Origin of the sequence: Steroidobacter sp. (assembly GCF_036406195.1) — a bacterium.
Taxonomy (GTDB): domain Bacteria; phylum Pseudomonadota; class Gammaproteobacteria; order Steroidobacterales; family Steroidobacteraceae; genus Steroidobacter.
Genome location: NZ_DASWVW010000015.1, coordinates 1 through 26,320 on the forward strand (window position 1 = coordinate 1; position 26,320 = coordinate 26,320).

Consider the following 26,320-nt stretch of genomic DNA (forward strand, 5'->3'; position numbering starts at 1 on the left):
AATGGATTGGAGCCGTATGCCTATCTCTGCCGCCTGTTCGAACGGTTGCCGCACGCCAAGACCGTGGAAGACTTCGAGGCTCTGCTGCCGTTCGGCACATTCGATCTCAAGGCACAATAACGGGGAAGATCTCGCGCTTACACTGCATTCGCAAGTACCGCTTCGACTGGGTTGTATCGCGGCCAGGGTCTGGTGCTGAGCTTCACCCTTTCTCAACTGAAATAGTTGAGGGGCTTGCGAGCATTAGCGACAAGGAGCGTTGGGAGCGGAGATGGTCGAGTAATCCAGATCTGCCGCGAAATGAGGATGCGCTGGTTGGCTTCGTCCTGGGAATGTCGGTTCCGCAGGTCGTGCAGTTCTTTGCGCCACTGATGAAGCGAGCCTAACTGATCAGAGCAGGTCACGCAGCGTGGGTTGCTTCAAGAGCAATGATGTTCAGCAGTTGCTGCTTGGACTTGGGGTTGAGCTGTTCGATCTGCTTGAGCGCCGCTCCAGCCGCGGACTGAACACGTACGAGTATGTCGGAGGGAGCCCGGTCTCGCACATCGATCCACGTGGGCTTGCAGTCTACGTTTGCAGGCGACCTGGGCGTAGGGCGGAAAGCGCGGGTCGCGATGCTTCTGGGAACCGGTCGCATTTTGCGACCGGTTCAAACCTTCGACCTCTGCGCGAGTGAGTCGAAACATGAAATCCTCGGGGAAGCGGTCGCTGTTGCGCTTGACCTGCTCGTTAAGCCGTTTGGTCTGGACCTGGTAGAGTGCAGCGAGCTCGCGGTCGCGTAACACGCGCAGCCCGCGAAGGCAGGCGCATATCGCCGTCCGCCGCGCCCCTCGTTTCCAGTAGGAACGCCGTAAAACGTTTATCTGAGCGGAGAGTAGGTCAAGTGCGCTCCCCGGCGGTGTTCAGGTGTGGTAGGGGAGCAGCCTCTGGCGGGACGATGCGAATCTGAAGGCAATATCGATCCTGCAGCGTCGACTGGCAGCTCATGGACCTGAGCTGCCAATTCACATATTCGAAGAAGAACCGATCGCGTTCCTCAGCTGGGCTTCTTCTGCAATTCTTTGATGTCCTTCAGCACCACCTGCGAGTGACCCTTCGGGTCGACGTCCTCGTAGTGCCGCACGATCTTGCCGGAGGGGTCGATGAGAAACGTGTCGCGCCTGGCCAGCTCGATGGTGCCGAGGAAGCGTTTCAGGACGCCGTATTCCTTGGCCACGGCCTTCTTGTCGTCGGCCAGGATGGGGAAGGGCAGGCTGTGCTTTTCGGAGAATTCCTTGTGGGATTCGACGTCGTCGACGCTGACGCCGAGGATCACCGCATCGGCGTCCCGAAAGGCAAAGATATTGTCGCGGAACTCGCAGGCTTGGGTGGTGCAGCCCGGGGTCTTGTCCTTGGGGTAGAAGTACAGGGCTACCCACTTGCCGCGATAGTCCTTCAGCTCGTGCCATTTGCCGTGCTGGTCCTGCAGCTTGAAATCCGGGGCGGGACTGCCCAGCTTGGGGGCTTCGGCGGCTTGGGCGAGGCTGGCGGCCAGCCAGGTGAAGGCCACGGCCAGGGCCAAGGTGCGAATCCGGGTGTGAAGCTTCAGACGGGCGAGGTGCAGGCGGTTCATGGCGATTCCCTGGAGGTTCGAGTCCGGCGGGTCAGAATGACAACTGAAATGACGTTGGTGCAGATGACCGGACGACACGCAGAAATATGACGGCGCTCGACAACACTTTCCGGCGACGCGTGACCACGCTGGGGTAGCACTTCGGGCGGCACCGTGAACGCGCGTCACGGGGCGTGCCGGGTCACTGTGCCATACTAAACGCTCGGCGGCGAGCGCCCGGGCCATTCCATACCGCCGGGAATTTCGCCAACGGCTTCGGCACGGATTCATCACAATATGAGCGAGCGCATTCCGACATCCGCGCCTCCGGTCGGACCGCCCAAAGTCGGGTTGGTATTGCCAGGAGGTGGCGCACGGGCCGCCTATCAAGTAGGCGTCCTGCGCGCGCTCGCGGATATGCTGCCGGCGCGAGCCACCAATCCATTTCCGGTGGTCACCGGGACCTCGGCCGGCGCGGTGAATGCCACCGCCATTGCGATCCATGCCGACCGCTTCCGGGTCGCGATAGGCAATCTGGAGCGCGTATGGCGCAACTTCCAGGTCGGCCAAGTGTTCCGCGCCGACGCCGCCAGCATGGTGCGCGCCAGCGTGCATTGGCTATTCGCGATGGTCTCGGGGGGATGGTTGCTGCCGCCGCCGAGGTCGTTGTTCGACAACTCGCCGCTGCGCGAGCTGCTCAAGGAGCAGTTCGATTTCACTCGCATCGGCCGCTCCATCGCCGAGGGCCATCTGGAGGCTCTGGCCATGTCGACGGCCGGCTACGCCAGCACGCGTTCGGTGTCTTTCTTCGAAGCTAAGCCGGGCTGCGCGCCATGGAAACGAACGCGACGAGCGGGCGAGCCCACCTCGATATCAGTCGAGCACCTGATGGCAAGCGTCGCCGTGCCGTTCGTGTTTCCGCCGGTGTTGCTGGGCGATGAGTATTACGGCGACGGCGCGATGCGCGAGGCCAACCCGTTCAGCGCGGCCATTCATCTCGGGGCGCAACGCTTGCTGGTCATCGGCACCCGCAACGAGACGCAACCGACCACGGTCTCGCCGCCGCTGTGTCCCACCTTCGGCCAGATCTTCGGTTACATGCTGGATTCGTTGTTCACGGACGGCATGTACTCCGACCTCGAGCGCCTGACGCAGCTCAACCAGATCGTGGATCGCGTCGGGCCGATCACCGTCAACAGCCCGGACGGTGCGGTGCATCTGCGGCGCATCGACATGCTGGTGATTTTGCCGAGCCGCGACCTGTCGGAGATCGCTCGCCATCATGTAGCGTCACTGCCGCGCACGTTGCGAGTTCTGCTGCGCACGATGGGCGCGATGAATACGGGCGGCGGACAGCTGATGAGCTACTTGCTGTTTCAGGATACGTTCACTCGCGAGTTGATCGCGCTGGGCTATCAGGACGCGATGAAGCGCGCCGATGACCTGATGTCGTTCCTCGCGGGCTTCTCGGTGCAGTCGACCGGTGCGACGGCCATTCTGCGACGGCTGGATTTACGTAAGGAACAGCGTGCCGAGGCCCAGAAGTGAGGCGAAGCCGACCGTATCGGTGACGGTGGTAAGAATCACGCCGCCGGCCAGCGCCGGATCGATGTTCATGCGTTTCAGCAACAGCGGCACGAGCACGCCCGCCATGGCGGCCGCGACCAGGTTGATCATCAAGGCCGCGAAGACGATCGCGCCGATGGTCCATGCCTCGAACCAGATTCCGGCAGACAGCGCGACCGCGCTCGACACCGCTAAGCCATTGAGCAGGCCGACGGCGATCTCGCGAATCAGCAGCCAGCGCGCGTTCGCCTGTTCGACCTGGCCAACGGCAATACCACGGATGATGAGTACCAGCGTCTGACTGCCCGCGATGCCGCCCATGCTGGCGACGATGGGCATCAGAACCGCCAGCGCTACGACCTTCTCGATGGTCGCCTCGAACAAGCCCACTACGTTGGCCGCGAGAAAGGCGGCCGCCAGGTTGGCGCTCAACCAGACCGCGCGGCGGCGCGCGCTCGTGACCACGCCGGCGAACATGTCCTCGTCGTCGCCGAGACCGGCCATGCTCATGACCGAGTGATCGGCCTCTTCGCGGATGACGTCGACCACGTCGTCGATGGTGATGCGGCCGAGCAGCTTGCCGTCGCTGGTCACTACCGCGGCGGACACGAGGTCGCGGTCTTCGAACAGCTTGGCCACTTCGCGCGCCGGCGTTTCGGGCGGGATGCTCTCGACGCTGGAGTCCATGACTTCACCGACCGTCTTTTCGGGGTCTTCGGTCAGCAACCGCGTTATGTCCACGGCACCGAGAAATTTGTCGTGACGATTCACGACGAACAGCTGGTCGGTGCGCTCGGGCAGCTCGCCACGCATGCGCAGATAGCGCAGCACCACTTCCAATGTGACGTCCGCGCGCACGGTGACGGCGTCGAGGTTCATCAGACCGCCGGCGCTGTCCTCTTCGAACTGCAGCACCGCCGTCAGACGCTCGCGGTCCTGCGCGTCCATGGACTGCAATACGCGCTCGTTCAGCGTCTCGGGCAGGTCCCCGATCAGGTCGGCGAGGTCGTCGATCTCCATGCCTTCGGTGGCGGCGATCAGTTCCTCGGCGTCCATGCCGCCGATCAGCTCGGCGCGCACGTCCTCGTTGAGCTCGATCAGCACGTCGCCTTCGATTTCGGGATCGACGAATTCCCAGACGATCTCGCGGCGGGCCGGCGGCAGCGACTCGATCAGCGAGGCGATTTCCGCCGGGTGCATGCTGTTGATGAGCCGCTGGCCATGGCGCAGCGAACCCTGCTCGAGCGCGTTGCGTAGCGCGGCGAGTCGGCTCTGCTTTTGTTTCTGGGCTTCCGTCATGGCGCGCGCAGTGTAGCGGCGAGCGGCGCGCGCGCGAAGTTCAACTTGCGAGGGATTTTCCGCGGGAGCGGGTTATCAGCTCGGGCGGTTGGCGCCAACGACTTGGTGGCGCGCATGGACCTGCGGAAATTTTGCCGAGAAATGCCGGGCCAGTCGCTCCACCAGATAGACCGAGCGATGCTGACCGCCGGTGCACCCGATGGCGATGGTCAGATAGCTGCGATTGGTACGCACCAGCTCCGGTATCCAGTGTTCCAGGAAGGCGACGATATCCTCGAACATCTTGGTGACCTGCGGATGACGCTCGAGATATTCCACGATGGCCGGATCGCGGCCGGTGAAGCGCGCGAGGCCGGGTTCCCAATACGGATTGGGCAGGCTGCGCACGTCGAAAACAAAGTCCGCGTCGCCCGGCACGCCATGCCGGAAGGCGAACGATTCGAACAGGATGGACATGCGCCCTTCGACTCGGGCGCCGACCCGGTCGCGAATCAGTTCGCGTAACTCGTGCACGCTGGTGCGCGTTGTGTCGATGATCAGGTCGGCGGCGTCGGCGATGGGCTCGAGCAGCGCCTGCTCCTGCTTGATGGCGTCGGCCAGCCCCAGGCCTTCGCGGCTCAGCGGATGCCGGCGGCGCGTTTCGCTATAGCGCTTGAGCAAGGTCTCGTGGTCCGCGCGCAGGAACAGTACTTCACAGGCCACGCCGCTGCGTTTGAGTTCGGCGACCAGCTTGGGCACCGATGCGATCTCCGCGGGCCGGTTACGGGCGTCAACGCCTACCGCCGTGGATCCGTAGGTCGATTCACGCGAGCGCACCGTGTGCGAGATGAACATCGGCAGCAGACCCGCAGGAATATTGTCCACGCAGTAATAGTCCAGATCCTCCAGCATGTGCAGCGCCACGCTTTTTCCGGAACCAGACAAGCCGCTGACGATGACCAGACGCATAGCAGACGACGCGCGAACGCTTAGGTGAGGAGGCCGCATTGCACAGACTACAGTGAGCGGCGAGGGGCGGGCAATAAAGAAGACAGGCAGACCTGGCGGCACCGCGCCAAGAGCGCGGCCCGCCGGTCGATTCAGCTCGAAAATGTGAGCCGTCCGGTGGCTTTTCCGAGGTATCGGTGTGCTAGCGGATCAGGACGGGCGCACTCTCAGCGCCTCGAGCGCGTGATGGTCCGAGAGCTTTTCCTTGTGCTTTTTCACGCGCCGATCCAGCTTGTCCGCCAGCGCGTCGATGGCCGCGTACATGTCCATGTCCACGGCATCGGCGTACACCATGGCCCCATTGAGCAAGACCTTGGCCTCCGCCTTGTGGCGTTGTTTCTCGACGGTGAGGATGCAGTGAACGTCAATGACGTGGTCCGAGTGTCTGACGATGCGGTCCAGCTTCTTTTCGACATAGCCCTTCATGGAAGCGGTGACATCGACGTGGTGACCGGTGACGTTCAGTTGCATGGAAGCCTCCTTTACGGAAGTGACTACTCGCCTATCTCACCGAAACTCGCTTGCGTTCGCTGGACGGAGGAATACCTAGAGCCTCGCGGTATTTAGCGACGGTTCGCCGCGCCACCAGCACGCCCTCGTGCGAGAGGATATCGGCGATCCGGCTGTCGGAGAGCGGCTTGTCGGGTTCCTCCGCGGCCACCAGCTTGCGGATCTTGGCGCGGATGGCCGTGGAGGACATCTCCGTGCCGTCGCTGGCTGCCACATGGCTCGAAAAGAAGTAACGAAACTCGAACACGCCGCGATGGGTGTGCATGTACTTGTTGGTGGTGACGCGCGAGATGGTCGACTCGTGCATCTGCACGGCCTCGGCGACGTCCTTGAGGATCATCGGCTGCATGTACTCGTCGCCGTGCTCCAGGAACGCCGACTGACGCTGCACGATGCAGCGGGCCACTTTGAGCAGCGTCTCGTTGCGGATCTCCAGGCTGCGGATCAGCCAGCGCGCCTCCTGCAACTGCGTGCGAAGCATGGCGTGGTCGGAGGAGCGACCGATCAGGCCCGCATAACTCTGGTTGACGCGAATGCGCGGCAGGCTGGCGGGATTGATTTCGACCGCCCAGCCGCGCTCCGTGCGCCGTACGAACACGTCAGGCACGATGTACTCGGCCGGTACCGAGTGCACGCTCGAGCCCGGCCGTGGCTGGCACGCGCGGACCAGCACCAGCGCATTCTCCAGTTCCTCTTCGGTGACGCGCAGTTGCCGGCGCAGCAACGCGTACTGCTGTTCGGCGACTTGATCGAGGTAACCCGCGGCGATGGCGAGCGCGGTCTCGCGACCCGGCGTGTCGGGGTCCAGCTGACGCAGCTGCAGCTCGATGCACTCGCTGACCGAGCGTGCGCCTACACCTGCCGGGTCCATGGCCTGCACGTGCTTGAGCACGCGTTCGACCTCGGCGGTGGTCACGACCAGCTCGGGCTGCAGGTTGCGCGCGATTTCGTCGAGCGGCTCGATGACGTAGCCGTCGTCGTTGATCGCGTCAATGATCGCGGCGCCGATGCGCATCTCGCGCTCGTTGAGGCGCGACATCTCCAGCTGCCAGGTCAGATGCTCCTGCAGCGTCTCGCCGCGTGCGTCGGAGAAATCCTGCGAGTGATCGTCGTCGCCCGACCACGGCGACTCGGCCGGGCCGGTGACCTGCGAATCGTTCCAGTCCTGGTCCTCGACGATGTCGAGCGGCGGCTCGGCCTCGGCGGCTTCGCTGCGCTCGTTGTGATCATTGTGAGCGTGCTCGCCATCGCTGGATTCGCCGTTGGCCGCGGAGGATTCGAACTGATTTTCGTACTGGGGCTCCAGCGCCGACTCGCCGGTCTCGAGGCTGCCGGATTCGTCCTCGGCCTCCAGCATGACGTTGCTTTCCAACGCCTCGCGAATCTGCGCCTGAAGTTCCAGCACGGGCAGCTGCAAGAGGCGGATGGCCTGTTGCAGCTGAGGGGTCATGGTCAGCTGCTGGCCAAGTCGGAGCTGCAGGGCGGGCTTGAGCATTCGTCTCGCTTGTGGTCTTCAACAGGGCCGGCGGCAAGCGCCGGCGGTCCAGCTCATGGTCCGGCGCTGGCGGGCACTCACCGGGCGAGGCCTCAGAGCCGGAAATCCTGACCCAAGTACACCTCACGGACCTGCTGATTTGCAAGGATCTCGTCGGCGCTTCCGGAGGCGATCACGTGACCCCCGCTCACGATATAGGCCCGGCTGCAAATCCCCAATGTTTCCCGGACGTTATGATCGGTTATCAGCACGCCGATGTTGCGCTCCACCAGATGGCGGATGATGCGCTGGATGTCCAGAACCGAGATCGGATCGACGCCCGCGAACGGCTCGTCCAGCAGGATGAAGGCGGGCTCGGCGGCCAGCGCGCGCGCAATCTCGACGCGACGCCGTTCGCCGCCGGACAGGCTTTGCCCCACGCTGTTGCGGATATGCCCGATGTGCAGCTCGTCCAGCAGCTGCTCCAGCATCTTCTCGCGGCGGTCCCGGTTGAGCTCCGGGCGCATTTCGAGGATGGCGCGGATGTTGTCCTCGACCGAGAGCTTGCGAAACACGGAGGCTTCCTGCGGCAGGTAGCCCACGCCCAGGCGCGCCCGCCGGTGCACCGGCAGCTTGGAGATGTCCTGATCGTCTATGAGGATGCGCCCGGCATCGGTCGGCACCAGGCCCACGATCATGTAGAACGCGGTGGTCTTGCCGGCGCCGTTCGGTCCCAGCAGGCCCACCACCTCGCCGCTGGACACTTCCAGCGATAGATCTTTGACGACTTGCCGCGAGCGATATTTCTTGGCGAGTCCCTCGACGCGCAGCCGGCGGGTCATGCGCCGCCGCCGTGTTGGGTGGCCAGGCGCGGCTCGGCGCGCTCGTGCGTGGTTGCTTCGCCTGTTTCGTTGAACGTCGGCGCGACGGTGGCCGCCGTGCCGCCGGAGTTGCTCTGCGTCTTGTCCTGGTTCGGGCGGATGATGCCGCGAACCCGATTCGACGAGCCGCCCGGATTGATCTGCACGCGCTCGTCACGCACGTTGTAGATCACCACGTCGCCGCGGAACTCGTCCTTGCCGTTGCTGAACCATACCTGGTTGGTGAGTTTCACGATGCCGGTCTCGAAGTCGTATTCGATCACGCCGGCGCGGCCGCGCACCTGGCGATTGTTGGTCGGATTCACTTGCTCGAAGCGCGCCGGCGAACCTTCGACCCGTGCGCTGGCGATCTGTCCGTTCACCACTGCAGCCGTCGCCAGGTTGGATTGCAGGTCGGCCTCGGCGTTGCGGATGCGCACTGAATCCTCGAACGTCCAGCGTTGCGTCGGGGAGCCGACATTGCGGGCCTTGGCCGACTGCGCTTCGATCGAGGCCTGGCCCTGCGTGACACGCACGTTGCCGGAGATGTCGAGAGTGTTGTTACGAAAGTCGGAACTGAGCACGTCGGCGCTCCAGCTGAAGCCGGCGTCGAGCGAGGGCGGGTTCGCAGCGCCGCTGCTCGCGGCGGCAAATAGCAGCAACAGCAAGCCGCGCGCGGCATGTCTGCTACCGCGGCGGTTGCGGATCGAATCGTCCATTCACTGTCTCCAGCCGCAGTTTTTCGCTGGTCAAATCGGCGCGCAGGGTCTTCACGGTCATCGAGTGCTGGCCAAAGCGCAGGTGCGCGGGCGAACGCGTGCTGTACGCCACGTTCTCCTCGGTGTCGATGGCCAATTCGTCGGTGCGTAGCAAAGCGTTGCTGTTGCCTGCCAGCGGCCGCAGCTCCACGTCGCCCTCCAGTTGCACGATGCGCGAGTTTGGCGGGACCAGCCCGGTATCGGCGGTCAGCGCCCACTGCCAGTCATCTTTGCCGAAGTAATTGACGCGAACGGATTCCATGGTGATGGCTTCGCCGCCCGCGGGGCGGCTCAATCGCTGTTCAATGCGCCGCGCGATCAGCTCGATCCCGGGCGAGCCGTCTTCGCGCATGCGCAGGATCACCGCATCCTGCAAGTAATAACCTGGCTGCTCGGGCATCTCGTGATTGGCCGTGGGCGTGGCGCCGTCGTTCACGAACGCGCCATACGCAATGACGATGGCGGCGAGCGCGGCGGCCAATGACACCCAGCGCCAGCTCATCCATGCACCTGCCGGTTGATTTCGAGTCGCCGGGTTTCGAGCAGCAGGTCACACACTTCGCGCACCGCGCCCTGACCACCGGCTGCCTGGGTAATGAAGTGAGCTCGCGACTTCACACTCGAATGCGCGTCAGCCACCGCGACCGCGAGTCGCGATGCTTCGAACAGCGGCAGGTCGGGCGTGTCGTCCCCGACGCTTGCGACCGCCTTGGGGGTGAGGTTCAACATGTCCAGCAACTCGCGCAGGGCGGCGAGCTTGTCGTGCACGCCTTGCCGCACCCAGGTCACGCCGAGCTCGGTCATGCGCTTGTCCACCGCCTTGGATTGCCGGCCCGAAATCACCGCCACCTGCAGCCCCGCGCTCAACACCTGCTTTATGCCGGCGCCGTCGCGCACGTGAAAACACTTCATCTGCTCGCCGCGCGCCGTGAAGTACAGGCGCCCGTCGGTCAATACGCCGTCCACGTCCAGCACCAAAAGCCGGACATCGTTCGCTCTTTCGACCAGGGTTTCCATAGCAGCGGTTAGCGGTTAGTGGTTAGTGGTTGGCAAGAAATCAGAGCGAGCCGGTGCCGCGGCACCTCCGGACTAGCCACTAACCGCCAACCGCTAACCGCCTCCATTACATCACCCCGGCGCGGAACAGGTCATGAACGTTCAATGCGCCAACCAGCACGTTATCGGCGTCCGTGACCAGCAGCTGGGTGATGCGATGTTTCTCCATCAGGTGCACGGCTTCGGCCGCCAGCACCCGGGGCGCGATGGTCTTGGGCTTCGCGGTCATCACCTCACGCATGCGCACGCTGTTGATATCGATCGGCTGGTCCAGCGCGCGGCGCAGATCGCCATCGGTATAGATGCCCAGCACGTGCTGGCCGTCATCGACGACGGCGGTCATTCCCAAGCCCTTGCGGCTGATCTCGAGCAAGCCTTCCTTGAGCGAGGTGTCCGGGCCGACCTTGGGCAACTGCTCGCCGGTGCGCATCACGTCTTCAACGTGCAACAGCAGCCTTCGCCCCAGGCTGCCGCCCGGATGCGAGCGGGCGAAGTCTTCCTCGCTGAAACCCCTTGCTTCCAGCACCGCCACCGCCAGGGCGTCGCCCATGGCCAGCGTTGCCGTGGTGCTGGCGGTGGGAGCGAGATTGTGAGGACAGGCTTCCTCGGGAACGCTCACGTCGAGCAGCGCGCCCGCGGCCCTCGCCAGGGTGGATTGGCGCTTGCCGGTCATCGCGATCAGCGGCACGCCGAGGCGCTTGATCACCGGCAGGATGGTGAGGAGCTCGGCGGTCTCGCCCGAGTTGGAAATGGCGATGACCACGTCGTCCGCGGTGATCATGCCGATGTCACCGTGGCTGGCCTCGGCCGGATGCAGGAAAAACGAGGGTGTGCCGGTGCTCGCCAGGGTCGCTGCGATCTTGTTGCCAATATGCCCGGACTTGCCCATGCCGGTAACCACGACCCGGCCGCGGCAGTCGTGCAGCAGCTGGCAGGCGGCCACGAAATCGCCATCGAGCCGCGACTCCAGGGCTTGCACCGCAGCGACTTCCGTGGCCAGCACGCGGCGGCCACGCGCCAGCAACTGTTCAGAATTCAAAGGGACCGTCGTCGGTAAAGATCGCATGGCTGAATGATAACTCGATGTATACGGACTTCAGCAGAAACATACTCGGCCAGGATTGATCAGAATGCGGGCCGGGGGATCGGATAAGATGACTGCCCTTTGCAAGCTGCGGGTGAGTTGCATCGATGACTGCCGCCGAGATTCAAGCGTTGATCGTCAAGGGATTGCCTGGCGCGCAGGTGCGCGTTGCATCCGACGACGATACGCATTTCGAAGCTGTGATAGTGGCGCCCCAGTTCGAAGGCCGTCGCATGATCCAGCGTCATCAGCTGGTGTACGCGACGCTCGGCGAGCTGATGGGGCGCGAGATTCACGCGCTCAGCATCCAGGCATTCGCGCCGTCGGAACAGAAGTAGATCATGGACAAGCTGCTGATCCAGGGCGGCAGGCCGCTGCGGGGAGAGGTTCGCATCTCCGGTGCGAAGAACGCCGCGCTGCCCATCCTGGCGGCGACGCTGCTGGCCGAAGGGCCGGTGTCGGTGGGCAATGTGCCGCATCTGCAAGATGTCACGACCATGATCGAGCTGCTCGGCCGCATGGGCGTGAGCGTCACCATCGACGATCGCATGCGCGTCGAGGTGGACGCATCGACTGCGAGCGCCTTCGTTGCGCCGTATGAGCTGGTGCGCACCATGCGGGCATCTATCGTCGTGTTGGGTCCGCTGCTGGCGCGGTTTGGCAAGGCCGATGTGTCGTTACCCGGCGGCTGCGCCATCGGCGCCAGGCCGGTCAACATTCACGTCGATGGCTTGCGCGCCATGGGTGCGGATATCCAGATCGAGAACGGCTATATCCGGGCCAAGGCGGACCGGCTCAAGGGCGCGCGCATCCTGTGCGAGACCGTGACGGTCACCGGCACGGAGAACCTGCTCATGGCGGCCACGCTGGCGGACGGTGAGACCATCATCGAGAACGCAGCGCGCGAGCCGGAAGTAGTGGACCTCGCCAACTTCCTCACAGCGATGGGTGCGCAGATCAGCGGCGCGGGTACGGACATCATCACCGTCCATGGCGTGGAGCGATTGAAAGGCGCGAGCTATGACGTTCTACCCGATCGCATCGAAGCGGGCACGTATCTCGTGGCCGGTGCCATCACCGGTGGCCGCGTGAAGATCAAAGGCACGCGGCCAGATCATCTCGACGCGGTGCTATTGAAGTTGCGCGAGGCCGGCGCGCAGCTCGAAATCGGAGACACCTGGATCGATCTGGATATGCGCGGGCGCCGGCCCGAGTCGGTTGACATTCGCACGGCGCCTTATCCGGCGTTTCCCACGGATATGCAGGCACAGTTCGCGGCGCTGAATACGATCGCGGAAGGCGCGGCTGCCGTAACCGAGACCATCTTCGAGAACCGCTTCATGCATATGCTGGAGATGCGACGGCTTGGAGCCGACATTCGTATCGAAGGCAACACGGCGATCATTCGCGGCGTGCCGAAATTGACCGCGGCGCCGGTGATGGCCACGGATCTGCGCGCGTCGGCGAGTTTGGTGCTGGCGGCGCTGGTGGCGCAGGGCGGCACCGAGATTCACCGCATCTACCACATCGATCGGGGTTACGAGCGGATCGAAGAAAAGCTCGAGCAGATCGGCGCGGAGATCAAGCGCGTCGCTTGAAGAAGTGGTTGGTGGTTAGCGGTTAGTGGCTAGTCAAGAGCTGGCTTGCACTAACCGCTAACCGCCAACCGCTAGCCACTTATCTAGAGCCGCGCGGCGGCCGGTCTTCCAGCGTCGCTTGCAGGGTCAGCGGCGTGCGCCCGCGAAGGCCGCGGATTTCCAATGTCGAGCCAGGAGCCATGGCGGCGACGCGATTCAAGGCTTCTTGCGCATTGCTGATGGGCTGACCATTCAAATGCGTGACGAGATCATCGACGCGCATGCCGACTCTCGCGGCCGGTCCCAGCGGATCCACCGCGCTGATGCGCAACGCAACCGGTGGATCGATGCCGAGCGCGGCGGCCGTGGAGCGAGGCAATTCTTCGGAGGAGACGCCGAGCCAGCCACGACGGACGCGGCCATGCTCGATGATCTGGTCCATCACCCCCCGCACCATGTTCACGGGAATCGCGAAGCTGATGCCGTCGGTGCCCAGCGTCTGAGCGAGCACGGCCGTGTTGATGCCGATCAGCTCGCCATCCGTGTTGATCAGCGCGCCGCCGGAGTTACCGAAATTGATGGCGGCGTCGGTTTGAATGAAGTCCTCGAAATCCGTGACGCCGAGGCGACCGCGGCCGGTGGCGCTCACGATGCCCTGAGTCACGGTCTGGCTCAGGCCAAAGGGATTGCCGATGGCGAGCACCACGTCGCCGGCGCGCAGCTCATTGGATCGGCCCATGGGCATGACCGGCGGATTCTCCAGATCGACGCGCAATACCGCGAGATCGGTATCGGGATCGGTGCCGACGATGGTGGGCGTCGCGATCCGGCCATCAGCCAGCTGCACGCGAATCTGGTCCGCGCCCTGGATGACGTGGTGGTTGGTCACGAGGTGGCCGTCGGAATCCAGGATGACGCCTGACCCCAGGCTGCCTTCCACCCGACGCCGCACTTGGGCTGGATTCTGTCGCAGCAGCGGGTTGCCGAACGCGGCATTCGGCGCGCTCGCGACCACGCGGGCCGTATAAATGTTGACCACCGCTGGTCCGGCCCGACCCACGGCATCCGCGAACGAGGTGCGTACCGGGCTTTCCCGAGCCGGGAAGGACACCGGCGTCGCAGGCGAGTCCTGGTAAGCGGGCGCGGCCGCCACCGTGGGGCCCGACTGCATCGGGCGCACCAGCAACAGCACGGCGGCTATGGCAAGGCCCACCAAGGTCCATTTCAGCAGGAACAACAGGGTCTGCGGCACGGTGGGCACAGTCGGAATACCGGAAGTGACCGGGGGCGCTTCAATGCGGCTCGGACGATGTGTGTATAATGCGGAATTCCTTGAAGGTTTGAAACCTTGCCCGGGCTCGCAGGCGCCGGAGTGAGGTGCGCGTGCGAAAGATGCCTCGCGGAGATCGTGGATGACGTCAGAAGTTGAGAAGGTGGATGGCGGCCGGCGCCATTTTCTGCTGGTCGCGACTACCGTGACCGGAATAGCCGGTGCCGCGATGACCGCCGTACCGTTCCTGGCATCCTGGAAACCCAGCGCGCGAGCGCGGGCTCTGGGCGCTCCCGTCGAGCAGGACATCAGCAAGCTCGAGCCCGGCGCGGTGGTGAAGGTGAACTGGCGCGGCCAGGCGATCTTCATCGTGCGGCGCTCGCCCGAGATGATGAAGCAGCTCGAGGATCCGTCGCTGGCGGCCAAGCTGCGCGATCCGGACTCCGAGCAGTCGGAGCAGCCGGAGTACGCCAAGAATGACCTGCGCTCGCTCAAGCCCGAGTACCTGGTGCTGGTCGGCGTGTGCACGCACCTGGGCTGCGCGCCGCTGAGCCGCTTCCAACCCGCGGACGCCGAGCTCGGCGCCGACTGGCCGGGCGGCTTCTATTGCCCCTGCCACGGCTCGAAGTTCGACCTGGCTGGCCGCGTCTTCAAGGACGTGCCCGCACCCACCAATCTCAAAGTGCCGCCGTACCGCTTCGTCACCGACGACGTGGTGCAGATCGGCGTCGATGCGGAGGTCGCCTGATGAGCGCCACGATGCAAGAAAAAGGGCGCATGGCGCAGCTGGTCGACTGGATCGATGCGCGCTTCCCGATGACTCGCTTCATGAAGGAACATGCCAGCGAGTACTACGCGCCGAAGAACTTCAACTTCTGGTACTACTTCGGCTCGCTCGCCTTGGTGGTGCTGGTGCTGCAGATCGTCACCGGCATCTTCCTGACGATGAACTACAAGCCTTCGGCCGAATACGCGTTCGCGTCGGTCGAATACATCATGCGCGACGTGGAGTGGGGCTGGCTGATCCGCTACCTGCATTCCACCGGCGCATCGGCGTTCTTCATCGTCGTGTATCTGCACATGTTCCGCGGCCTGATGTATGGCTCGTACAAGAATCCGCGCGAGCTGGTGTGGATCTTCGGCATGCTCATCTATCTGTGCCTGATGGCCGAGGCGTTCTTCGGCTACCTGCTGCCCTGGGGCAACATGTCCTACTGGGGCGCGCAGGTGATCGTGTCGCTGTTCGGCGCGATTCCCGGCATCGGCGAGGGGCTGGTGGAGTGGATCCGCGGCGACTACTACATTTCCGACATCACGCTGAACCGCTTCTTCGCGCTGCACGTCGTCGCGTTGCCGCTGGCGCTGGTGTTCCTGGTGATCGCGCACATCTTCGCCCTGCATGAAGTGGGCTCGAACAATCCCGACGGCGTCGAGATCAAGAAGCTCAAGGGCCCGGACGGCCATCCGGTGGACGGCATTCCGTTCCATCCGTACTACACCGTGAAGGACCTGGTCGGCTTCATCGTGTTCGCGATGGTGTTCGCGCTGGTGCTGTTCTTCGCGCCGGAAATGGGCGGCTACTTCCTGGAGCACGCCAACTTCGATCCGGCCAACCCGCTGCAGACGCCGGAGCACATCGCGCCGGTGTGGTACTTCACGCCGTTCTACGCGATCTTGCGCGCGGTGCCGAACAAGCTCATGGGTGTCGTGTTGATGGGCGCGGCCGTGGTCCTGTTCGTGTTCCTGCCGTGGCTGGACCGCTCCAAGGTCAAGTCGATCCGCTATCGCGGCTGGTTGTTCCGCGGCTTCCTGGGCGCCTTCGCGGTGAGCTTCATCGCGCTCGGCTACCTCGGGCTGCAGCCGGCGACGCCGACCTACACCCTGGCGGCCCGCTTCTTCGCCGTCATCTACTTTGCGTTCTTCCTGCTCATGCCCTGGTACACGCGGATCGATCAGACCAAACCAGTGCCCGAGCGGGTGACCTACCATGCCCACTGAGCGATAAGACCCCGGCAATGATGAAGGCCATGATGAAGAAGACTTTCCATAAGCTGGTCGTGGGGCTGCTCGCCATGACGGGCCTGATCTGGTCGGCGGCCGGTGCGGCCGCTGGCGGCAACACCGCCCTGCAACTGGCGCGCAACGATGTCTCCAACATCGCCTCGCTCCAGCGAGGCGCGCGCAACTTCGTGAACTATTGCAGTGGCTGCCATTCGGCCAAGTACGTCCGGTACAGCCGGCTTGCGCAGGATCTGGCGCTTAGTGAAAAGCAAGTGACCGACAACCTGATGTTCTCGGGTGAGCGGATTCACGACACGATCACGGTATCGATGCGGCCGGAGGACGCCAGCCACTGGTTCGGCACCGCCCCGCCGGACCTGTCCCTGATTGCCCGCAGCCGCGGTACCGACTACATCTATTCGTTCCTGAAGTCGTTCTACCTCGATCCGAGCCGCCCGACCGGCACCAACAACCTGATCCTGCCGGGTACGGCCATGCCCCACGTGCTGTGGGAGCTACAAGGCTTGCAGCGGGCGGTCTATGATGGCGAGAGCGATGCGGAACACAACGTGGTCCATAAGCAGTTCAAGGAATTCGAACTGGCGAAGCAAGGCAGCCTCTCGCCGCAGGAGTACGACCAATTCGTCCGCGACACGGTCAATTTCCTCGATTACATCGCCGAGCCGATGCAGCTCGAACGGCGCAATTTGGGCATGCGCGTGCTGGCATTCCTGATAATCTTCTTCCTGTTCGCCTATTTCCTGAAGAAGGAGTTCTGGAAGGACGTGAAGTAGCGCGCCCCGAGTCCATCGTGAGGCACGCCAACCCGCGCCGGTCCAGCACTGTCTGGAGCGCACTCCCATGATGACGCTCTTCTCACGCGCCGACGATCCCTGGAGCCATCGCACCAGGATCGTTCTGGCTGAGAAGAGCATCCACGTCGAGACCATCGACGTGCAGGGCGGCAACCTGCCCGAGGACCTGCTCGACCTGAATCCGTATCACACGGTCCCCACCCTGGTGGACCGTGACCTGGTGCTCTACGACTCGCGCGTGATCATCGAATACCTCGACGAGCGCTTCCCGCATCCGCCGCTGATGCCGGTGGATCCGGTGGCGCGTGCGCAGTTCCGCCTGGCGCTGTACCGGATCGAGCGCGACTGGTACAGCCTGGCGCAGCAGATCGACGATCCATCGGATCGCAAGAACGGCCTCAAGGCCCGCAAGATCCTGCGCGACAGCATCCTGGCCAGCACCGACGTGTTCAAGGCCAAGCCGTACTTCCTGTCGGACGAGTTCTCGTTGGTGGATGCCACCATCGCACCGATTCTGTGGCGGCTGCCGTATTGGGAGATCGATCTGCCAGCGCAGGCGCAACCCATTACCAAGTACGCCAATCTGTTGTTCTCCCGGCCCGCGTTCCGGCACAGCCTGTCGCGCGCCGAGCAGGAAATGCGCGCTTAAATCCGCGGCGGATACTCAATGGCAGATGCTCCAATTCGATCGCGCCGGCCTTATTTGATACGTGCCATGCACGAATGGATCAGCGACAGCGATCAGACTCCCCACATCGTCGTCGATGCCTCGCTGCCCGGAGTCGAAGTGCCGCAGCAGTATGTCCAAGGCGGCAAGATCATCCTGAACGTCAGCCATAGCGCGACCAGCAATCTGAGTCTCGGCAACGATGTAGTGCGCTTTCGCGCGCGCTTCGGCGCGGCGACTCATGATGTGCTGGTGCCGGTCGGCGCTGTGCTCGGCATTTATGCGCGCGAGACCGGGCAGGGGATGATCTTCTCGGAAGCGGACGCACCACCGCCTCAGCCGCCGACTGCTCCTACCGAAACACCGGCCGGCGGACCGGAAGTGAAGCGCGCCAAGCCGACCCTGAAGGTCGTCAAATAGCGGTTGGCGGTTAGTGGTTGGTGGTTAGCAAGATTTTGGCGTTCGGTTTTCTCTAACCCCTAACCGCCAACCGCCAACCACAGAAATCAAGGATTCAGCCTGGTCCCGCTCCAGGGCCCGGCGCTGAACGTGAACTCATCCTTCTTGGTCAGCGTCCGCCGCCAGAGTGCGCGGTCGTGAACCCGGCCGGCGCCTTCCGACCATAATTCGATCGAGTCGATCCACAAGCGAATGCCGCCCCAGTGCGGCGGCCGCGGCACTTCACCTTCCGTGGCTTGCAACAGCCCGAAGCGTTCCCGGACCGCGTGAACCTGCTCAGTCAGCGCCTGGCGTGAAGCCAGCGGGGCGCTCTGTATGCTGGCCCACGAGCCGATCCGGCTGTCGAACGGGCGACTGGCGAAATATTGATCGCTCTCGGGCGCGGGCGAACGCACGATGGGGCCCTCGAGGCGGACCTGCCGATGCAGCGAGTCCCAATGAAACACGGCCGCGGCACGTGGATGTGCTGCCAGCTCCCGGCCTTTGCGCGAATCGTAGTTGGTGAAGAAAACGATGAATCCCTGATCCGGGACCAGTCGTTTGCATAACACCACGCGAGCCGATGGCGTGGCGTTTTCGCCCACCGTCGCCAGCACCATGGCATCGGGATTCGGCTGCACGTTGCGCGCCCGTGCATCGCTGAACCAGGTCGCAAACATGGGCAGGGGATCGTTGGGCAGTGGATCGGGCAGTAGTTCGTCGGCAGCCATGGTTTTCGTCTGTTTGGGCCAGTCGCGGTTCAGCACGGTTCAGTTCAGGGGCGCAATTATGCCAGTGTGCGTGCCTCCGTGACCCGCCAACTTGCGGCGCGCGCACGGCGGTTGGTAAAAGGCGTAAGCAACCCCTCGATGCGCCGGATCCCCAAGCCCGATGAACCTTCAAGAACTCCGCGAGCGCCTGACCGAGCTGGATGGCCAGCTGCTGGCGCTTATCGCTGAACGCCAACGATTGAGCCGCGAGGTCGCCGAGGCGAAGCGTGCGGAAGGACGCGGGACGCGCGATTACACGCGCGAGCGAGAGGTGCTGTTGCAGGCGCGCGCGACGGCGGAATCGCTGGGGGTTTCGCCGGCACTGGCGGAACAGGTATTGCGCCTGCTGATTCGTGGCTCGCTCACCACGCAGGAGCGCATTCGAGTGGCCGCCGGCGGCCGGGGCGACGGCAAGTCCGCGCTCGTGATCGGCGGTACCGGCAAGATGGGACGCTGGTTCAGTGATTTCATGGCATCGCAGGGCTACACCGTGACGGTGGCCGATCCGGCGGGCAAACCGGAGAACGCGGCCTATGCGTACATCTCGGATTGGCGGGAAAGTCCGCTGGACTACGATCTGATCGTGGTCGCCACTCCGCTGAAGATTGCGAACGTGGTGTTGCAGGAGCTGGCCGCGCGCAAACCGCGTGGCGTCGTCTTCGACATCGGCTCGCTCAAGACTCCGCTGCGACAAGGCATCGAAGCATTGCAAAGCGCCGGCGTGAAAGTCACGTCCGTGCATCCCATGTTCGGTCCCGATACCGAGCTGCTGTCGGGCCGCCACGTGATCTTCATCGACACGGGCAGCAAAGAGGCGATCGACGCCGCGCAAGAATTGTTCAGCTCGACCATGGCGGAACAGGTTGTCATGGGGCTCGACGAGCACGACCGGCTGATCGCCTATGTGCTGGGCCTGTCGCATGCATTGAACATCGCGTTCTTCACGGCACTGGCCGAGAGCGGCGAAGCGGCGCCTCGACTCGCGCAATTGTCCAGCACGACCTATGACGCGCAGGTCGATGTGGCCACGCGGGTGGCCGCCGAAAGTCCCGATCTGTATTTCGAGATTCAACATCTCAACGACTATGGCCGCGACTCGCTGCTGGCATTGCGCCGGGCGGTGGAGAAGCTGTGGCAGGCGGTATCGACCGGCGACGCGCCGCAGTTCACGGCGATGATGCAGCGAGGCCGCGAATATCTGGCGGGCCGAATCCGCAATGATTGAGCCAGGAGGTGCTTGGTAATGCCGGCCCGGGATCTCCAAGGCGAGATCCGCGAACTGCGCAGGCGTATCGCCGCGCTCATGGATGAGGCTGCGAACAACGAAAAGCTGCTGCGGCGGAGCCAGGAGCGCGAGCTCGAGTTGCTCAAGGCCGAGAACATGGCGCAGTTGTTCGACACCATCTGCCGCGGCTTGAAAACTTCGTACGCGCTCGAAGCGGTGACGTTGCTGCTGCTCGATCCACAGCACGAGATTCGTCATCTGCTGATCGCCGACGACGTGAAGCTGGAAGATTTCCCGCAGGTCCTGTTCACCGACAGCCTCACGGACATGGCACCGCAATTCAATTCGTTTCATCGGCCGTGGCTCGGCCCGTACATGGGCAGCGATCACCTGGCGCTGTTCCCCGGCGTCTCCGGATTGAAGAGCGCGGCGTTGATTCCGCTGCGTCGGCAGGACAAATTGCTCGGCTCGCTGAATTTCGGCAGCGTCGACGAGAAACGTTTCTCGCGGCACCTGGCCACCGACTTCCTGGCGCACCTGGGCGTGATCGCGTCGTTCGCCATCGAGAACACCATCAACCGCGCGCGGCTGGTCCGCAGCGGCTTGACCGACTTTCTCACCGGCTGGCACAACCGCCGTTATCTCAACGCGCGGCTCAAGGAAGAACTGGCGCGCGCGCAACGCCAGGGCACGAGTCTCACTTGCCTGGTCATCGACCTGGATCGGTTCAAGCAGATCAACGATCAGCATGGCCACCTGGCCGGCGATCTGGCGCTGCGCGAGGCTGCGCAAAGGGTGGACTCGCATATTCGTGGCAGCGACGCGGCGGCCCGCTTCGGCGGCGACGAGTTCGTCGTGCTGGCGCCGGCGATTTCAGCCGAGCAGGCAGCGAGTCTCGGCGAGCGCATCCGGCTCACGGTATGCGAGACGCCGCTGATCTTGCCCTCCGGCGTCAAGCTCAACATGACCGTTTCCATCGGCGTCGCCGGCATCACCGTGCCGCGCGAGGAGACCGACCTGAAAGCCGCCGCCGAGCGGTTGCTTGCCGACGCCGACGCGGCGCTGTACCGGGCCAAACAGCTCGGCCGCAATCGCGTGGAGCTGGCGTCCGGTGCAGATACCAGCGCCGCGTAAGCACGTCCGCCTGCCCGTCCCCACGAAGAAATTAGCCAGTCGCGTCTGACAGACCCCGGCAAACGTGATTAAATGCGAGTCATTCGCATTATTTCGATCGAGGCCGGGACAGATCATGTCAGTCAGATTGGGAATGTGGGCGCCGGTGCTGGGCGCGCTGGCGCTGGTGTTGGCCGGTTGCGGCAAGCAGCCGTCCGAGCTGGTGGTGTACTCGGCGCGCAATGAGCAGCTGATCAAGCCCATCTTCGACCGCTACACGGCCGAGACCGGGCAGAAGATCCGTTTCGTGACCGACGACGCCGGGCCTTTGATCGAGCGGCTCAATGCCGAAGGCGCCAATTCCCAGGCCGATATCCTGCTGACCGTCGATGCCGGCGAGCTGTGGCATGCCGCTCATCGCGGTCTGCTGGCGCCCATCCAGTCCGAGGTGTTGAACGCCAATGTGCCGGAAAGCCTGCGCGATCCGGAGGGCCGATGGTATGGCTTCTCGGTCCGCGCGCGCACCATTGTTTACAGCACCGAGCGCGTGAAGCCCGAAGAGCTGAGCGATTACGCGGCACTCGCGGACGAACGTTGGAAAGGCAAGTTGTGCCTGCGCACTTCGAAGAAGGTCTACAACCAGTCGCTGGTCGCCATGCTGATTGCCGAGCACGGCGAGGCCAGGACGGAAGAGATCGTGCGCGGCTGGGTCGCGAACCTGGCCACCGAGCCGTTCTCCAACGACACCTTGCTGATGCAAGCGATCGCCGCCGGCCAGTGCGATGTGGGTCTGGTGAACACTTACTACTTCGGCCGCCTGTTGCGCGACGATCCAAACCTGCCGCTGAAGCTGTTCTGGGCCGATCAGGCGGGGCAGGGCGTTCACGTGAACATTTCCGGCGCCGGCGTCACCGCCCATGCGCCGCACGCGGAACAAGCGAAAAAATTCCTGGAGTGGCTGTCGCAGCCGGAAGCACAGGCGTTCTTTGCCGGCCAGAATCTCGAATATCCCGCCAATCCCAGCATCGATCCCGATCCGGTGGTCAAGGCGTGGGGGGACTTCAAGCGCAGCCCGATGAATGTGGCGCAGGCCGGCGAGTTGCAGGCCGCGGCCGTCAAGTTGATGGATCGAGCGGGCTACCGCTGACGATCGAATATGAGTGCGGAGGTTGGGCAGGCCGAGACGCGGCGCGCATGGCGCGATCCGTTGAGCGTGGTGCTCGCGGTTGTGCTTTGTCTGCCTGCGCTCGTGCCTCTGCTGGTCATCGCGCACGCAACCATCTCACCCGAAGCGGATGTGTGGGCGCACCTGGCGCGCTATGTGTTGCCGGAGGTGACGGCGAATACGATCAAGCTGGTGGTCGGGGTCGCGCTGCTGGCGGGCGTCCTCGGCACGACGCTGGCCTGGCTCACCTCGATTTGTGAGTTTCCCGGCCGGCGCTTCTTCGATTGGGCGTTGTTGCTGCCGTTGGCCATCCCCACTTACGTGCTGGCGTTCGTCGCGGTGGGATTTCTGGACTATTCCGGCCCGTTGCAGAGCTGGTTGCGAGATGTGACCGGCAGTTCCGCCTGGGTGCCGCGCATTCGTTCAACCGGCGGCGTCATCGTTGTCCTGTCGCTCGCGTTGTATCCATATGTCTATTTGCTGGCGCGGACCGCATTCCTGACGCAAGGCCGGCGAGCGCTCGAGGCGGCACAGATGCTCGGGCTCGGGCGCGCGGCGGCGACCTGGAAAGTCGCGTTGCCAATGGCGCGTCCTTGGATTGCAGCTGGTGTCGCGCTCACGTGCATGGAAACATTGGCGGACTTCGGCGCCGTCTCGGTGTTCAACTACAACACGTTCACCACGGCCATCTATCGCGCCTGGTTCGGCATGTTCTCGGTGAACGCCGCGCTCGAGCTGGCTGGCGTACTGTTGTTGTTCGTGATCGCCGCCTTCGCGCTCGAACGCAGCTCGCGAGCTGGTGCTCGATTCGCCAGTAGCCGAGATATGAGCCGCGAGGCTGCGCGGTTGCAACTCGGAGGCGCGATGCGCTGGGTAGCGTTTGCTGGCGCGGCGTTGGTACTCGCTCTTGCGTTTGTATTGCCTCTGGTGCAGTTGTTGATCTGGTCGGTGCGGAACGCCGGCGATATCGACAGCCGTTATTGGGGATTCATTGCGCGCAGCCTGATGCTTGCGGGCAGCGGAGCCGTGGTGATCGTGTGCGCCAGTCTCGCGCTTGCATATGTCGAACGCCGACGCTCGACGACATCGATGCGCATGCTCGTGCGGCTCGCGACGCTCGGCTATGCGATTCCAGGCACGGTGCTTGCGGTCGGCATCGTCGTGCCGATCGTCATGTTGAACAACCAGTTGCAGGAATGGTTGCGCGCATGGTTCGGGCCCGCGGCGCCCGCGCTTCTCCTGCAAGGTACTTTGCTAGCGGTACTCATCGCGTATCTCGCTCGCTTTCTCACCGTCGGGTTCAATCCCATCGAGAGCGGCCTGCAACGGGTCACGCGCAGTATCGACGAAGCCGCCGCCAGCCTCGGCGTGGTCGGCAGCGATCTGATCCGCAAGGTCCATGTGCCGCTGCTGCGGACCAGTCTCGCGACGGCGGCTACGCTGGTGTTCGTAGACGTGATGAAAGAAATGCCCATTACTTTGATCACGCGGCCGCCGGGCTGGGACACGCTCGCCGTGCGCGTGTGGGAAATGACATCCGAAGGTGAGTGGGAGCGGGCGGCCTTGCCCGCGGTTGCCATCGTGCTCGTTGGCCTGGTGCCCGCCGCACTGCTGACCCGTCGAGGTGCGCATGTGGCTTGAGCTGGAAAACGTGGTCCGCCGCTTCGGCGCACGCTCGGCCGTGAATGGCTTGTCGATGCGGCTGGCGAAAGGAACCATCGGTTGTCTGCTTGGACCGAGTGGCTGCGGCAAGACCACGGCCTTGCGTTGTATCGCCGGTTTCGAACCGGTGGATGAGGGCGTGATTCGTGCTCATGGGCGAGTGCTCGCGTCGCGCGAGTTTCATGCCGCGCCCGAGAGTCGGCAGATCGGCATGGTGTTTCAGGACTACGCCTTGTTCCCGCATCTCACCGTGCTGGAGAACGTTGCTTTCGGCTTGCATCGCTTGGATCGCGGCAAGCGCACCAAGCGCGCCGAAGACGTTCTCGAAACGGTCGGCTTGGCCGAGCATCGCGATCATTACCCGCACCAGTTGTCCGGTGGCCAGCAGCAGCGCGTTGCGCTGGCGCGCGCGTTGGCACCGGAACCCAAGATCGTGCTGCTCGACGAGCCGTTCTCGAGCCTGGATGTGGAACTGCGCGAACGGCTCGGCTTGGAAGTGCGCTCAGTCCTGAAGGCGCTAGACACCACCGCGCTGCTGGTCACTCACGATCAGCAGGAAGCGTTCGCGGTCGCTGACGTGGTTGGCGTGATGAAGGACGGCAGGCTCGAGCAGTGGGACACGCCTTATCAGCTCTATCACCGGCCGGCGACGCGTTTCGTCGCCGACTTCATCGGCCAGGGCGTGTTCATTCCGGGCGAGATCGTCTCGGCCGGCTCGGTGCGCACCGAGCTCGGCGTGGTTCGCGCCAATGGCAGTGGCCAGTGGCAGGCCGGCCGCCAGGTCGACCTGCTGTTACGGCCCGATGACGTGATTCACGACGATGCCAGCAACTTGCGCGCGGAAGTCTGCCAGCGCGCGTTTCGGGGGGCGGAGTTCCTCTACACCCTGAAACTGCCCAGCGGCATGCAACTGCTGTCGCTGGTGCCCAGCCATCACGACCATGCGGTGGGCGAGCGCATCGGTATCCGCATCGAGCCGGACCACGTGGTCGCTTTCGGCCGGGAGTGAGCCTGGCGCGACTGGCTGCGGCCTGCGATGCGGGGATGGCTGCTCGAGGGGCCATTGTGGAACAATCGGGTCAATCCGATTTTCAAAAGTTCCATGACCGATTTCATCGATGCAGACGGCTTTCGCGCCAATGTCGGAATCGTCTTGATGCGGGAGGACCGCCAGGTCTTTCTGGGCGGCCGCACCGGCGGCCGCGGCTGGCAATTCCCCCAGGGCGGCGTACAGCAGCGGGAGACGCCCGAGGAGGCCCTGTTTCGCGAGCTCAAGGAGGAGGTTGGCCTCGAGCCCAAGGACGTGAAGCTGGTGGCGGGCACACGCAACTGGCTGCGCTACCGGCTGCCCAAGCAATATGTCCGCAAGAACAGCAATCCGCCCTGCATCGGGCAGAAACAGCGCTGGTTCCTGTTGCGATTCATCGGCTCGGAGGACCGCTTCGACCTGGAATCCCACGGCGAGCCGGAGTTCGAGCGCTGGCGCTGGGTGGACTACTGGACGCCGGTGCGCGAGGTCATCTACTTCAAACGAGCCGTTTACGCCCGCGCACTGGACGAATTGGCGCGCACCGCTTTCCCCGAGGACCCGCCGGCGCTGCCGGAATGGTCACAGGAGGAGAAGTATCTGCGCAGCCTGGCGCAACGGCGGCAAAAAGCCGCGGGCGGCAACAGCTAGAACGGCTTTACGACTACGAGGATCACGATGCCGAACAGGAACAGCGTCGGCACTTCGTTGAAGCCTCGATACCAGCGCTCGGAGCGCTGGTTGCGATCGTCCCGGAAGGCACGCAGCAGCTGGAAGCACCAGGCGTGATAGACGATCAGGCCGACCACCAATGTCAGTTTGGCGTGCATCCAGCCGGCCTGTATGAATTCCGGCACCTTCCCCAAGATCGCCCCGCCGAACAGCAGCGCGAGCACACCGCCTATGGTCATCATGGTGAACAGCCGGCGCTCCATGATCTTGAAACGCTCCGCGCCGCCGGTGTCCGTGGGCGGAAGCGCCGCGTGATACACGAATAAACGCGGCAGATAGAACAGGCCGGCGAACCAGGTGATCACGAAAATGATGTGCAGGGCCTTGAGCCAGAGCATGAACGATCCCTTGTGAAAAAGCCGTTGGCGGCGCGTTGGCTGAACGGCCGTGGGAGACTATCCCAGATTCGCCCCGAGGAGAGGGGTTGGAGTGACGGCCGTCCCCCTCACCCCGGCCCTCTCCCCAAGGGGAGAGGGAGATTGGAGTTCTAGCCTCTCTCCGCACGGGGAGAGGGAGATTGGAGTTCTAGCCTCAATGGCACTTAGATAGGCCGCAGCGGCGTTGATGAGTGAGGCTAAGAGATTGAAGGAGAAGAGGAAGGCCGGCCCGAGTTGGTAGGATGTTGTTACCACACAGCAACCCAACCAACCCGAGGGGCCGACCTTGGTTGATC

General features: G+C 63.8%; 29 protein-coding genes. 15 read left to right on the forward strand and 14 right to left on the reverse strand.

Annotation, left to right across the window (positions count from 1 at the left end; genetic code table 11):
* Positions 1 to 120 (forward strand): transposase domain-containing protein (locus VGE08_RS05265; RefSeq protein ID WP_331066836.1); only part of this gene is annotated, 120 nt, incomplete at its 5' end.
* 299 nt (positions 121 to 419) lie between these two features.
* Here the strand turns inward: VGE08_RS05265 and VGE08_RS26290 are convergent.
* On the reverse strand, positions 420 to 863 hold the full coding sequence (locus tag VGE08_RS26290) for an ORF6N domain-containing protein (RefSeq protein ID WP_414717454.1): 444 nt from the start codon (positions 861 to 863) through the stop codon (positions 420 to 422).
* 173 nt (positions 864 to 1,036) lie between these two features.
* On the reverse strand, positions 1,037 to 1,612 hold the full coding sequence (locus tag VGE08_RS05270) for a peroxiredoxin (protein ID WP_331066810.1): 576 nt from the start codon (positions 1,610 to 1,612) through the stop codon (positions 1,037 to 1,039).
* A gap of 276 nt (positions 1,613 to 1,888) precedes the next feature.
* Between VGE08_RS05270 and VGE08_RS05275 the strand changes: the two genes are divergently transcribed.
* Entirely contained in the window at positions 1,889 to 3,139 is a 1,251-nt protein-coding gene (locus tag VGE08_RS05275; protein WP_331066811.1) for a patatin-like phospholipase family protein, read from the forward strand.
* Here VGE08_RS05275 and mgtE read toward each other — a convergent pair.
* From mgtE to VGE08_RS05320, 9 genes are all read right to left on the reverse strand, one after another.
* Positions 3,104 to 4,456, reverse strand: a complete 1,353-nt coding sequence (gene mgtE / locus VGE08_RS05280) for a magnesium transporter (RefSeq protein ID WP_331066812.1) — start codon at positions 4,454 to 4,456, stop codon at positions 3,104 to 3,106. The genes VGE08_RS05275 and mgtE overlap by 36 nt on opposite strands.
* 75 nt (positions 4,457 to 4,531) lie before the next feature.
* Positions 4,532 to 5,404: an RNase adapter RapZ gene (rapZ, locus tag VGE08_RS05285; protein ID WP_331066813.1), complete on the reverse strand. Its 873-nt coding sequence runs from the start codon at positions 5,402 to 5,404 to the stop codon at positions 4,532 to 4,534.
* A 189-nt stretch (positions 5,405 to 5,593) separates the two neighbouring features.
* Positions 5,594 to 5,914, reverse strand: coding sequence for a ribosome hibernation-promoting factor, HPF/YfiA family (hpf, locus tag VGE08_RS05290; RefSeq protein WP_331066814.1), 321 nt, complete (start codon positions 5,912 to 5,914; stop codon positions 5,594 to 5,596).
* Between the two features lie 31 nt (positions 5,915 to 5,945).
* Positions 5,946 to 7,448 carry an RNA polymerase factor sigma-54 gene (locus VGE08_RS05295; RefSeq protein WP_331066815.1) on the reverse strand — a complete coding sequence of 501 codons (1,503 nt, stop codon included), beginning with the start codon at positions 7,446 to 7,448 and terminating at the stop codon, positions 5,946 to 5,948.
* A 92-nt stretch (positions 7,449 to 7,540) separates the two neighbouring features.
* Entirely contained in the window at positions 7,541 to 8,269 is a 729-nt protein-coding gene (gene lptB, locus VGE08_RS05300) for an LPS export ABC transporter ATP-binding protein (RefSeq protein WP_331066816.1), read from the reverse strand.
* Positions 8,266 to 9,006, reverse strand: coding sequence for an LptA/OstA family protein (locus VGE08_RS05305; protein WP_331066817.1), 741 nt, complete (start codon positions 9,004 to 9,006; stop codon positions 8,266 to 8,268). Before VGE08_RS05305 ends, lptB begins: the two co-directional genes overlap by 4 nt.
* Positions 8,975 to 9,547 carry an LPS export ABC transporter periplasmic protein LptC gene (gene lptC, locus VGE08_RS05310; RefSeq protein ID WP_331066818.1) on the reverse strand — a complete coding sequence of 191 codons (573 nt, stop codon included), beginning with the start codon at positions 9,545 to 9,547 and terminating at the stop codon, positions 8,975 to 8,977. Before lptC ends, VGE08_RS05305 begins: the two co-directional genes overlap by 32 nt.
* The gene (kdsC, locus tag VGE08_RS05315; RefSeq protein ID WP_331066819.1) at positions 9,544 to 10,062 is read right to left on the reverse strand and encodes a 3-deoxy-manno-octulosonate-8-phosphatase KdsC; all 519 of its coding nucleotides are present in this window, start codon (positions 10,060 to 10,062) and stop codon (positions 9,544 to 9,546) included. The genes lptC and kdsC overlap by 4 nt, the downstream gene beginning before the upstream one ends.
* Positions 10,063 to 10,168: 106 nt before the next feature.
* Positions 10,169 to 11,167, reverse strand: coding sequence for a KpsF/GutQ family sugar-phosphate isomerase (locus VGE08_RS05320; protein ID WP_349258632.1), 999 nt, complete (start codon positions 11,165 to 11,167; stop codon positions 10,169 to 10,171).
* Between the two features lie 125 nt (positions 11,168 to 11,292).
* Between VGE08_RS05320 and VGE08_RS05325 the strand changes: the two genes are divergently transcribed.
* Positions 11,293 to 11,523 (forward strand): BolA family protein, encoded by a 231-nt coding sequence (locus VGE08_RS05325; protein WP_331066821.1) that lies wholly within the window; start codon positions 11,293 to 11,295, stop codon positions 11,521 to 11,523.
* Between the two features lie 3 nt (positions 11,524 to 11,526).
* Positions 11,527 to 12,783: a UDP-N-acetylglucosamine 1-carboxyvinyltransferase gene (gene murA, locus VGE08_RS05330; protein ID WP_331066822.1), complete on the forward strand. Its 1,257-nt coding sequence runs from the start codon at positions 11,527 to 11,529 to the stop codon at positions 12,781 to 12,783.
* A gap of 79 nt (positions 12,784 to 12,862) precedes the next feature.
* Here murA and VGE08_RS05335 read toward each other — a convergent pair whose 3' ends face one another.
* A complete protein-coding gene (locus tag VGE08_RS05335) occupies positions 12,863 to 14,023 on the reverse strand; it encodes a S1C family serine protease (RefSeq protein ID WP_331066823.1) in 1,161 nt (386 codons plus the stop codon).
* A 151-nt stretch (positions 14,024 to 14,174) separates the two neighbouring features.
* Between VGE08_RS05335 and petA the strand changes: the two genes are divergently transcribed.
* The 5 genes from petA to VGE08_RS05360 all read left to right on the forward strand — a co-directional run bounded on the left by petA (position 14,175) and on the right by VGE08_RS05360 (position 17,935).
* Entirely contained in the window at positions 14,175 to 14,780 is a 606-nt protein-coding gene (petA, locus tag VGE08_RS05340) for a ubiquinol-cytochrome c reductase iron-sulfur subunit (RefSeq protein ID WP_331066824.1), read from the forward strand.
* Entirely contained in the window at positions 14,780 to 16,030 is a 1,251-nt protein-coding gene (locus VGE08_RS05345) for a cytochrome bc complex cytochrome b subunit (protein WP_331066825.1), read from the forward strand. Before petA ends, VGE08_RS05345 begins: the two co-directional genes overlap by 1 nt.
* Before the next feature lie 20 nt (positions 16,031 to 16,050).
* Positions 16,051 to 16,827 (forward strand): cytochrome c1, encoded by a 777-nt coding sequence (locus VGE08_RS05350; protein WP_414717455.1) that lies wholly within the window; start codon positions 16,051 to 16,053, stop codon positions 16,825 to 16,827.
* Positions 16,828 to 16,897: 70 nt separating this feature from the next.
* Complete coding sequence (locus VGE08_RS05355) at positions 16,898 to 17,497, forward strand: glutathione S-transferase N-terminal domain-containing protein (RefSeq protein WP_414717456.1); 600 nt, start codon at positions 16,898 to 16,900, stop codon at positions 17,495 to 17,497.
* A gap of 18 nt (positions 17,498 to 17,515) precedes the next feature.
* Positions 17,516 to 17,935, forward strand: a complete 420-nt coding sequence (locus VGE08_RS05360; protein WP_331066828.1) for a ClpXP protease specificity-enhancing factor — start codon at positions 17,516 to 17,518, stop codon at positions 17,933 to 17,935.
* An 86-nt stretch (positions 17,936 to 18,021) separates the two neighbouring features.
* Here VGE08_RS05360 and pdxH read toward each other — a convergent pair whose 3' ends face one another.
* Positions 18,022 to 18,684 (reverse strand): pyridoxamine 5'-phosphate oxidase, encoded by a 663-nt coding sequence (gene pdxH, locus VGE08_RS05365; protein ID WP_331066829.1) that lies wholly within the window; start codon positions 18,682 to 18,684, stop codon positions 18,022 to 18,024.
* Positions 18,685 to 18,844: 160 nt separating this feature from the next.
* On the opposite strand from pdxH, the gene VGE08_RS05370 reads away from it, so the two are divergent.
* The 6 genes from VGE08_RS05370 to VGE08_RS05395 all read left to right on the forward strand — a co-directional run bounded on the left by VGE08_RS05370 (position 18,845) and on the right by VGE08_RS05395 (position 25,566).
* Positions 18,845 to 19,948, forward strand: a complete 1,104-nt coding sequence (locus tag VGE08_RS05370; protein ID WP_331066830.1) for a prephenate dehydrogenase/arogenate dehydrogenase family protein — start codon at positions 18,845 to 18,847, stop codon at positions 19,946 to 19,948.
* A gap of 18 nt (positions 19,949 to 19,966) precedes the next feature.
* Complete coding sequence (locus VGE08_RS05375; RefSeq protein WP_331066831.1) at positions 19,967 to 21,082, forward strand: GGDEF domain-containing protein; 1,116 nt, start codon at positions 19,967 to 19,969, stop codon at positions 21,080 to 21,082.
* 115 nt (positions 21,083 to 21,197) lie between these two features.
* The gene (locus VGE08_RS05380) at positions 21,198 to 22,208 is read left to right on the forward strand and encodes a Fe(3+) ABC transporter substrate-binding protein (protein WP_331066832.1); all 1,011 of its coding nucleotides are present in this window, start codon (positions 21,198 to 21,200) and stop codon (positions 22,206 to 22,208) included.
* 9 nt (positions 22,209 to 22,217) lie between these two features.
* A complete protein-coding gene (locus VGE08_RS05385) occupies positions 22,218 to 23,867 on the forward strand; it encodes an iron ABC transporter permease (RefSeq protein WP_331066833.1) in 1,650 nt (549 codons plus the stop codon).
* Positions 23,857 to 24,897, forward strand: coding sequence for an ABC transporter ATP-binding protein (locus tag VGE08_RS05390; protein ID WP_331066834.1), 1,041 nt, complete (start codon positions 23,857 to 23,859; stop codon positions 24,895 to 24,897). The genes VGE08_RS05385 and VGE08_RS05390 overlap by 11 nt, the downstream gene beginning before the upstream one ends.
* 93 nt (positions 24,898 to 24,990) lie before the next feature.
* A complete protein-coding gene (locus VGE08_RS05395; protein ID WP_349258633.1) occupies positions 24,991 to 25,566 on the forward strand; it encodes an RNA pyrophosphohydrolase in 576 nt (191 codons plus the stop codon).
* On the opposite strand, the gene VGE08_RS05400 is transcribed toward VGE08_RS05395, so the two are convergent.
* The gene (locus tag VGE08_RS05400; protein WP_331066835.1) at positions 25,563 to 25,985 is read right to left on the reverse strand and encodes a CopD family protein; all 423 of its coding nucleotides are present in this window, start codon (positions 25,983 to 25,985) and stop codon (positions 25,563 to 25,565) included. The genes VGE08_RS05395 and VGE08_RS05400 overlap by 4 nt on opposite strands.
* Between the last annotated feature and the right edge of the window lie 335 nt (positions 25,986 to 26,320).

What these genes read in the sequence shown, in the direction of transcription:
- VGE08_RS05270 (WP_331066810.1), bottom strand. Translation starts at nt 1,612, where the DNA reads ATGAACCGCCTGCACCTCGCCCGTCTGAAGCTTCACACCCGGATTCGC.
- VGE08_RS05275 (WP_331066811.1), top strand. Translation starts at nt 1,889, where the DNA reads ATGAGCGAGCGCATTCCGACATCCGCGCCTCCGGTCGGACCGCCCAAA.
- mgtE (WP_331066812.1), bottom strand. Translation starts at nt 4,456, where the DNA reads ATGACGGAAGCCCAGAAACAAAAGCAGAGCCGACTCGCCGCGCTACGC.
- rapZ (WP_331066813.1), bottom strand. Translation starts at nt 5,404, where the DNA reads ATGCGTCTGGTCATCGTCAGCGGCTTGTCTGGTTCCGGAAAAAGCGTG.
- hpf (WP_331066814.1), bottom strand. Translation starts at nt 5,914, where the DNA reads ATGCAACTGAACGTCACCGGTCACCACGTCGATGTCACCGCTTCCATG.
- VGE08_RS05295 (WP_331066815.1), bottom strand. Translation starts at nt 7,448, where the DNA reads ATGCTCAAGCCCGCCCTGCAGCTCCGACTTGGCCAGCAGCTGACCATG.
- lptB (WP_331066816.1), bottom strand. Translation starts at nt 8,269, where the DNA reads ATGACCCGCCGGCTGCGCGTCGAGGGACTCGCCAAGAAATATCGCTCG.
- VGE08_RS05305 (WP_331066817.1), bottom strand. Translation starts at nt 9,006, where the DNA reads ATGGACGATTCGATCCGCAACCGCCGCGGTAGCAGACATGCCGCGCGC.
- lptC (WP_331066818.1), bottom strand. Translation starts at nt 9,547, where the DNA reads ATGAGCTGGCGCTGGGTGTCATTGGCCGCCGCGCTCGCCGCCATCGTC.
- kdsC (WP_331066819.1), bottom strand. Translation starts at nt 10,062, where the DNA reads ATGGAAACCCTGGTCGAAAGAGCGAACGATGTCCGGCTTTTGGTGCTG.
- VGE08_RS05320 (WP_349258632.1), bottom strand. Translation starts at nt 11,167, where the DNA reads ATGCGATCTTTACCGACGACGGTCCCTTTGAATTCTGAACAGTTGCTG.
- VGE08_RS05325 (WP_331066821.1), top strand. Translation starts at nt 11,293, where the DNA reads ATGACTGCCGCCGAGATTCAAGCGTTGATCGTCAAGGGATTGCCTGGC.
- murA (WP_331066822.1), top strand. Translation starts at nt 11,527, where the DNA reads ATGGACAAGCTGCTGATCCAGGGCGGCAGGCCGCTGCGGGGAGAGGTT.
- petA (WP_331066824.1), top strand. Translation starts at nt 14,175, where the DNA reads ATGACGTCAGAAGTTGAGAAGGTGGATGGCGGCCGGCGCCATTTTCTG.
- VGE08_RS05345 (WP_331066825.1), top strand. Translation starts at nt 14,780, where the DNA reads ATGAGCGCCACGATGCAAGAAAAAGGGCGCATGGCGCAGCTGGTCGAC.
- VGE08_RS05350 (WP_414717455.1), top strand. Translation starts at nt 16,051, where the DNA reads ATGAAGGCCATGATGAAGAAGACTTTCCATAAGCTGGTCGTGGGGCTG.
- VGE08_RS05355 (WP_414717456.1), top strand. Translation starts at nt 16,898, where the DNA reads ATGACGCTCTTCTCACGCGCCGACGATCCCTGGAGCCATCGCACCAGG.
- VGE08_RS05360 (WP_331066828.1), top strand. Translation starts at nt 17,516, where the DNA reads ATGGCAGATGCTCCAATTCGATCGCGCCGGCCTTATTTGATACGTGCC.
- pdxH (WP_331066829.1), bottom strand. Translation starts at nt 18,684, where the DNA reads ATGGCTGCCGACGAACTACTGCCCGATCCACTGCCCAACGATCCCCTG.
- VGE08_RS05370 (WP_331066830.1), top strand. Translation starts at nt 18,845, where the DNA reads ATGAACCTTCAAGAACTCCGCGAGCGCCTGACCGAGCTGGATGGCCAG.
- VGE08_RS05375 (WP_331066831.1), top strand. Translation starts at nt 19,967, where the DNA reads ATGCCGGCCCGGGATCTCCAAGGCGAGATCCGCGAACTGCGCAGGCGT.
- VGE08_RS05380 (WP_331066832.1), top strand. Translation starts at nt 21,198, where the DNA reads ATGTCAGTCAGATTGGGAATGTGGGCGCCGGTGCTGGGCGCGCTGGCG.
- VGE08_RS05385 (WP_331066833.1), top strand. Translation starts at nt 22,218, where the DNA reads ATGAGTGCGGAGGTTGGGCAGGCCGAGACGCGGCGCGCATGGCGCGAT.
- VGE08_RS05390 (WP_331066834.1), top strand. Translation starts at nt 23,857, where the DNA reads ATGTGGCTTGAGCTGGAAAACGTGGTCCGCCGCTTCGGCGCACGCTCG.
- VGE08_RS05395 (WP_349258633.1), top strand. Translation starts at nt 24,991, where the DNA reads ATGACCGATTTCATCGATGCAGACGGCTTTCGCGCCAATGTCGGAATC.
- VGE08_RS05400 (WP_331066835.1), bottom strand. Translation starts at nt 25,985, where the DNA reads ATGCTCTGGCTCAAGGCCCTGCACATCATTTTCGTGATCACCTGGTTC.